The sequence below is a fragment of the Spongiactinospora rosea genome, assembly GCF_003315795.1.
GTDB lineage: Bacteria > Actinomycetota > Actinomycetes > Streptosporangiales > Streptosporangiaceae > Spongiactinospora > Spongiactinospora rosea.
In genome coordinates, this window is the sequence record NZ_QMEY01000060.1 from 1 (window position 1) to 6,678 (window position 6,678).

A 6,678-nucleotide genomic window follows, 5' to 3' on the forward strand; every position below is an offset into this window, starting at 1 on the left:
CGTCAGGTTGGAGCCGGTGCAACGTTAGGAGGCGTAAACGCCGGTTCCTCGCGTACTCCTTTCCGTCTCGCTTGCCGGACCCGCTCCATCTGACGGTGCTGACACGTCCCGGCTTTGTCAGGGCCGCTTGCCACCCTCCCCGGCACCTCCCGGGTCAGGCTGCCCTCAGCTTCAACCGTCTTGCTGCGACAAGACGGCGGTGCAGGTCTTTCACCTCCACTCGATCAGCAAGCGCTTCACGGCGCACAGGTCGTCCACTGCACACCCCGCGGTGGAGTGCGCGGGCGGGCTGTGGGGCGCCCGCCCGCGCGGGCACGGGGGCTACCAACTCCCCGTGCGGCGCGGCACGGCCCCGGGTGATGGGAAGAGGGCCGCCGCGCAGATTGTGGAGCGGCGCGGGCGAGGAGATCACCTCGGTCCCGCCCGCGCCGGGCGGGCCCGCGCCGGCCCGCCGTCCGGTACGGCGACGCGCCGCCGTACCCGTTCACTGGGCGTCCTCCCACGCGTCCCCCGTGAGCGAGACGGTCACGCCATTCACCCGGTGCGCGGTGATGAGGGTCGTGCCGTATCGGTAGTCGTAGACAGCGCGAGGAGCCGGGGCGAGGCGCGCGTACCGGACCCGGCCGCGCCCGTGCCGGAAGGTGGCGAGCGCGCTCAACATGTCCTTCTCGGCGGTGGCCTCGTCGTCGGTCACACCGCTCTTGCCGTCGCGGCCGGATTGCACCTCCCACACGACGAAAAGGCCGTCATCTCGGGCGGTGAATGCGACCATGCCCGTTTTGGGTATTTCGGGTGGTCTATCATCGGTCACGGGTCGCACCTCCATTGTGCGATCAAGGACCCGTCGAGCGTTGCGAGCGTCTCGGCGGGTTCCGCTTTTTCTGTGGCTCTGGCGTGCGGTGATGCCATAGTGAGGTCTAGCGCTTGCAATGCCTACGGAAATGGCGTAGCGGGCGCGTAGCGGAAACCTTGCTACGGATGGTGAGGGCCGATGAGCGGAGATTCCGAGCCAATTGCTACGGATGCTGCACTATTTGGTGCAGTGATGCGCCGGTGGCGCGAGGACGTACGCAAGATCGGTTTGCGTGCCGTAGCCGACGAGCTCAAGGTACATTTCACCCATATCGGCCGGTGGGAGCGTGGAGAGAGCCCGGTTCCAGCAGACATGGTGGCCTCACTGGATGCGACATACCAGGCAAAAGGCCTGCTCATTGCTCTGCATAGCCGGATCGGTATTACTGGTACAAACAACAAGGTCGTGGGTACGCTGCAAGAAGTGACCCGAATGGACGGAGATGACGACATGGAACGTCGGCGGCTCATGCGGGACGCTGCTACCGCGACCGTGGGCGCGGCCATCGCCCCAGTTCTCGCCACTCTCACCGACGCATGGCAGCAGTCGGCTCCTGCCATTTCCGGGGCCACCGTCTCCCAAGCGATGCTCGACGACTGGGAAGAAGCCGCTGACGTTCACATGACCCGCGCTTTCGTCGAGCCTCCGGCCGTGATCCTCGCGGCCCTGGCCGTGGACTTCGCCGGCATGGCCCCACACCTGAAGCAGCGGCAACCGGAAGGCGTCCACCGCGGCCTCGCCCATGCGGCGGCAAGGCACTCCGCCCTGATCGCCGGCAAGTGGTTCGATCTCGGAAACCGCCGAGAGGCCCGGCGCTGGTGGGCCACGACACGAACCCTGGCCGGCAAGTCAGGTGACAACCTGCTTGCCGCCTGGCTGATGACCTGGGAGTCGGCGTACCGGTGGCACGACGACTCCGACGATCTCAGCGTCGTGCTCGACCTGACGCAGGAGGCTCGACGCCTTGCCGGAGAGCGGCCCAGCGCACCGCTTGTCGCGGCCATGTGCTCCAAGGCGTGGGGGCTGACCCGGCTCGGCAGGCACGCCGAGGCCGTTGAGGCCATCCAGCAAGCGGCGGACGTGTTCGGCCGACTCCCCTCCCAGGTGGCCGGTGTCGACCCCGGCTGGGCAGGCCGGGGCATGTGGTTCGACCTCAGTCTCGTCTACACCCTCGCTGGCCGTAAGCAGCAGGCCGAGTCCGCACAGGACGCCGCCACCGCGGCCTTCCCTGCGGGTCACCGGACACTCACGCAGCTCGCGCTCCACCGGGCCGCCCTTCAGGCGCGGACCGATCCTGAGCAGGGCGCGTTGGAGGCATCGCGGATCGTGGACAGACTGCCCGTCGAGCGTCGGGACACGCGGATACTCTCAGCCGCACGGATCACGCTTGCAGTTCTTCCCGAAGACGCTCGCAAGTCTCCCGCCGCGCGTGAGTTGCGTGAGCTGACGAGCGGCTTCTGACAAGGAATAGCCCCGCCCGTCTCCGAAGGCGCTGTTGGCGAAGTAGATCGAAAGGGAAAGACTTTAGGAGCTGTATGCCGAGCTGCGCTTGGCAGGGACTTCAAAGATGAGTCCGAGACCGTCCTCCTCGTCCCAGTGTTCGCCGACCTTGACGAAGCCGAAGCCGGCGATCGTGGCCAGGGACGCCACATTATCGGGACTGATCGTCGCCCGTACGGTCTTGACCGCCGGTTCGGCCGCGGCCCGACGCAGCAACTCAATCAGGATGGCTCGGCCGTACCCCTGGCGACGGAATTCGGGAGCAACCGCGTAGCCGATCTCTACCATGCCCGCCTCATCGGGCGGTCCGTGAAACCCGGCATGACCGACGACGACGACGCCGTCCGGCCCGGTCGCCACCTGCCGCACCATCCACGGTGCGTGACCAGGATCGGCGGCCATCTGGTCGATCCGAAGCCGCCACAGCCACCGCGCTCTGTCTGTCACAAAGTACTCGGTCAGAGCCACCCCGGCCGTATTGCTGGCTGTGAGCAGATCCCCATCGAGCAGAGCGGACATCGCGGCGCTCGACAACTCGACAAAGCGCACACGCTTCGGGCTGGTGGGGAACGACGTCTGACGATCGGCTTCATCTGTCACCGCGCGGATGTTTCCAGAATGTCCGCCAGACGTCCAACGAATTTCGGAGTGCTTGATCAATCGAATCCGCCTCACGACAGCATTCACCACCACTCACCGTAAGAGTGAACCGCTGCGGTTCGTCTACGCGCCGACCATACGGTCACGCCGCAGAGGCGTAAGGCTGCGAAGTGCGAAGTGCGAAGTGTGGGTTGGAGCCGTCGGCGTTCCGGTGAGCCATGCATCGAACCTGATGAGGTTCGTCGCCGCGGCGATGAGGAGGTGCTGGAGGTAGGTCTAGGCTGTCCCGCGGTAGCGGGATCTGTACAGACCGAAGCCTTTGACGCCTTGGGCGATGGTGCCCTCCACGCCCGCCCTGTGGGCATAGCGTCGCTGCCGTGCGCATTGCAGGGCTTCACGCTCCTTCGGTCCCGGCTGGGACAGCCCTTGCGGTCACGCACCGAAAAGCGCACGCGGATAACCGGCGTTCCGCCCTGATCGGTTTCGTTGGCCCAGTGCAACCCCGCCCCCGAGACGGCAGCCGCCGCCACGTACATGATCACGGCGAACCCGGACTCCGGCAGGGAGCGCCGCAAGGCGGCGGCGTACAAGGTACAGCGGGACAGGATCATCCCCGCGTGTGCATGGACCACCCCCCCGTGCGCAGGGAGCATGCCTTCGAGACGCCGCCATGCTCGGCCGCACTCACGAGGGGACGCGATGCATCGTGCGGGGTGGCTTGATAAGCGTTCTGAAGTGTGAGCACACCTCATACGCCGACGCGTTCGGTTACGACCTTGAGACGCTTTTCGAGGTGCGCGCGGGCGTTCTCGGTATCGCCCTCAGCTACGGCGATCATCGCGATTCCGGCCGTGATGATCACGTCGGCGAGTTCCTACTGTACGTCCTCACGGGTGCCGTACACGCCCTTGCGCGGATTCTGGCCAGTAATCCCGATGTACGCCTGTACGGCCTCACCGAACTCCTCGGCGATCTTCAGAATGAGGGTCTGTTCGTCGATGTCGGCCAGGAAGCTGGAGCGCAGGCGGGCGAGGTGATCCCACATGGTTGACCATCCCATGGTGTCGGTGATGGGGCGCGCGTGATGCTAACCGGCCATGGCTGGGGACTGGTGGAATTCGATCCGCCCGGTGCCCAAGTCGCCGGGGCGTTGCCGACGCGGGGCGGGCAGGGAGAGTCCAAGCAGCGCGGGCCCACTGCTGCGCTACCGGGCCGCACGCGGTCGCTGCGGGCTGGCCCAGGCGCTGCTGGGCACCACTGAGGCGAGCGGGCTGCCGCACGGCCCAACCCGGCCCGAGCATCACCTGCCGACTGCGGCCGCCAACTGTCGGCAAGGGACGCGACACGCAGGCACCGCTCCGGGCCAGACCCATGAATCCGGCCCGGGGCGGGCCGGTGGACATCGGCCGCTGGCCGAAGAACCCGCCGGCCCGCGACTTCAGAGACCGAACAGACGCAAGCGGCAATCAGTCACCGGTGACGTCAGCGAAGAAAGTACCGCGAGTACCGAAGTAAGAGTTGGTCGTCCACGACTCGTTACCAGTGAACAGAACACCATTGGAGCGCCGCACCGTCACCCGATCATCGTTGACCGCGACCGCATCAGCGCGACCATCCCCAGTGACATCGGCGAAGAAAGTACCGCGAGTACCGAAGTAAGAGTTGGTCGTCCACGACTCGTTACCAGTGAACAGAACACCATTGGAGCGCCGCACCGTCACCCGATCATCGTTGACCACGACCGCATCAGCGCGACCATCCCCAGTGACATCGGCGAAGAAAGTACCGCGAGTACCGAAGTAAGAGTTGGTCGTCCACGACTCGTTACCAGTGAACAGAACACCATTGGAGCGCCGCACCGTCACCCGATCGTCATTGACCACGACCGCATCAGCGCGACCATCCCCAGTGACATCGGCGAAGAAAGTACCGCGAGTACCGAAGTAGGAATTGGTCGTCCACGACTCGTTACCAGTGAACAGAACACCATTGGAGCGCCGCACCGTCACCCGATCGTCATTGACCACGACCGCATCAGCGCGACCATCCCCAGTGACGTCAGCGAAGAAAGTACCGCGAGTACCGAAGTAGGAATTGGTCGTCCACGACTCGTTACCAGTGAACAGAACACCATTGGAGCGCCGCACCGTCACCCGATCATCGTTGACCACGACCGCATCAGCGCGACCATCCCCAGTGACATCGGCGAAGAAAGTACCGCGAGTACCGAAGTAAGAGCTGGTCGTCCACGACTCGTTACCAGTGAACAGAACACCATTGGAGCGCCGCACCGTCACCCGATCGTCATTGACCACGACCGCATCAGCGCGACCGTCGAGCTGAACCTGGCCCGTCCGGGCCCCGGGGGTGATCGCCTGCCCGGCCGCGGCCAGCGCACCCCCGCCCGGTAACAGCGCTGCGACCGCACCTAGCACGGTCAACACGTGCACCCATCGACGCACGACAACTCCCTCGAGTTAGTTTCCTAACTTACGACGGTCAGACTGGCCGCCACACGAACCATGACACGGGCCCACCCCCGCATCCAGACACCCGGATCGATTCACCGACCTTCGCCACAAGACGATGGCCGAACGGTCATACCCATGGGCGCGGTGAGGCGGTGCTGAGCATCCACGTTGCCATCGCCAGGATGCCGCCGCGCAGGGTCTGTCTGGTTAACGGCTCTGTCTCATATTCGGTGGTGATGGAAGGCACCGCAGCGGCACGCTGGGTTGTGATCGATGTTGATGAGCTTGCGCATATGGCGTTCTCGGGGTTATCGCCTTTCGGGCGGATCCCGGTCCCTGCGCGCGAAGCGTGCTGTCCGCCGGAGGCGGGGGTGGCGGCCGGGGGCGGTGGTTCGGTTGCCAGCCGGTGGGGTGGGTGTCGGTGTGCTGGTGACGGCAGCGCCGGGCGGAGCCCGGCCTTTAGGAAAACAGGCTGAGCGTCAGCAAGGTGCGGGAGCACTGATGCAGTGGCGCCAGGGCGAGCGCGTCTCTCGGCCCATCCCTGCGCGTGCGGGGAGCACTACTGGCCGTCGATCAGCTCGGGGACGCACTCCGGACCACCCCCGCGCGTGCGGGGAGCACCGATTGACCTCCCGCCGTATGTGCCGTTTCTCCGGACCACCCCCGCGCGTGCGGGGAGCACGAGGGTTATGGGTCGTTGGCGCATGGCACGCCGGGACCACCCCCGCGCGTGCGGGGAGCACTCTCCAGGTCGGCGCGGGCGGTGGCAGCGCTCAGGACCACCCCCGCGCGTGCGGGGAGCACGAAGGGATCGGCCGACAGTGCAATTCCCGGCATGGACCACCCCCGCGCGTGCGGGGAGCACGAGCTTCTCGGCTCCAAGGGCGACGTGCTGATGGGACCACCCCCGCGCGTGCGGGGAGCACGTTTCGCGTGTGAGGAATGACATGCGAGAAATGGGACCACCCCCGCGCGTGTGGGGAGCACACTTGCTGACCTGCGGGTCTTGTCAACGGCCAAGTGCGTGTCGCCGCTGGTGGCCATGTAGAAGTCCCCACCTCTTCGTAGTTGACTACTTCTTGATCAAGCGTGCTGGTGTCCTGGTTCGTGCCTGTTTCATCCGGAAGGACTCACCTTCGGTGACCACCACGATGCTGTGGTGCAGGAGCCGGTCCAGCAGACTGACCGCGGTGGTGTGCTCGGGCAGGAAGCGTCCCCACTGGTCAAAGGGCCAGTGCGAGCCGATTCCCAACG

At 65.8% G+C, this 6,678-nt stretch carries 6 protein-coding genes, 1 pseudogene and 1 CRISPR repeat array; of the genes and pseudogenes, 1 reads left to right on the forward strand and 6 read right to left on the reverse strand.

Features of this window, described 5'->3' with window-relative positions:
- Nucleotides 1–484 precede the first annotated feature (484 nt).
- A complete protein-coding gene (locus tag DP939_RS44990) occupies nucleotides 485–772 on the reverse strand; it encodes a hypothetical protein (RefSeq protein ID WP_113986950.1) in 288 nt (95 codons plus the stop codon).
- 219 nt (nucleotides 773–991) lie between these two features.
- Here DP939_RS44990 and DP939_RS44995 point away from each other — a divergent pair, with 219 nt between their 5' ends.
- Nucleotides 992–2,314, forward strand: a complete 1,323-nt coding sequence (locus DP939_RS44995; RefSeq protein WP_147268434.1) for a helix-turn-helix domain-containing protein — start codon at nucleotides 992–994, stop codon at nucleotides 2,312–2,314.
- A gap of 63 nt (nucleotides 2,315–2,377) precedes the next feature.
- Here the strand turns inward: DP939_RS44995 and DP939_RS45000 are convergent, their stop codons facing one another.
- The 5 genes and pseudogenes from DP939_RS45000 to DP939_RS45010 form a co-directional block, all read right to left on the reverse strand.
- Complete coding sequence (locus DP939_RS45000) at nucleotides 2,378–3,040, reverse strand: GNAT family N-acetyltransferase (protein ID WP_225878959.1); 663 nt, start codon at nucleotides 3,038–3,040, stop codon at nucleotides 2,378–2,380.
- A gap of 36 nt (nucleotides 3,041–3,076) precedes the next feature.
- Nucleotides 3,077–3,355 (reverse strand): annotated as a pseudogene (locus DP939_RS48565) (transposase); the annotation flags it as partial.
- A 472-nt stretch (nucleotides 3,356–3,827) separates the two neighbouring features.
- Nucleotides 3,828–4,013, reverse strand: a complete 186-nt coding sequence (locus DP939_RS45885; RefSeq protein ID WP_147268435.1) for a MazG-like family protein — start codon at nucleotides 4,011–4,013, stop codon at nucleotides 3,828–3,830.
- A gap of 406 nt (nucleotides 4,014–4,419) precedes the next feature.
- Nucleotides 4,420–5,415, reverse strand: a complete 996-nt coding sequence (locus DP939_RS45005; protein ID WP_113986953.1) for an FG-GAP repeat domain-containing protein — start codon at nucleotides 5,413–5,415, stop codon at nucleotides 4,420–4,422.
- Nucleotides 5,416–5,956: 541 nt separating this feature from the next.
- Nucleotides 5,957–6,411: a CRISPR direct-repeat array (repeat unit 28 nt; unit sequence GGACCACCCCCGCGCGTGCGGGGAGCAC).
- 85 nt (nucleotides 6,412–6,496) lie between these two features.
- The coding region (locus DP939_RS45010; RefSeq protein ID WP_158578623.1) for an ATP-binding protein at nucleotides 6,497–6,678 on the reverse strand (182 nt) is incomplete at its 5' end.

Coding starts and splice junctions, on each gene's coding strand:
- DP939_RS44990 (WP_113986950.1), bottom strand. CDS start 772: ATGGTCGCATTCACCGCCCGAGATGACGGCCTTTTCGTCGTGTGGGAG.
- DP939_RS44995 (WP_147268434.1), top strand. CDS start 992: ATGAGCGGAGATTCCGAGCCAATTGCTACGGATGCTGCACTATTTGGT.
- DP939_RS45885 (WP_147268435.1), bottom strand. CDS start 4,013: ATGGGATGGTCAACCATGTGGGATCACCTCGCCCGCCTGCGCTCCAGC.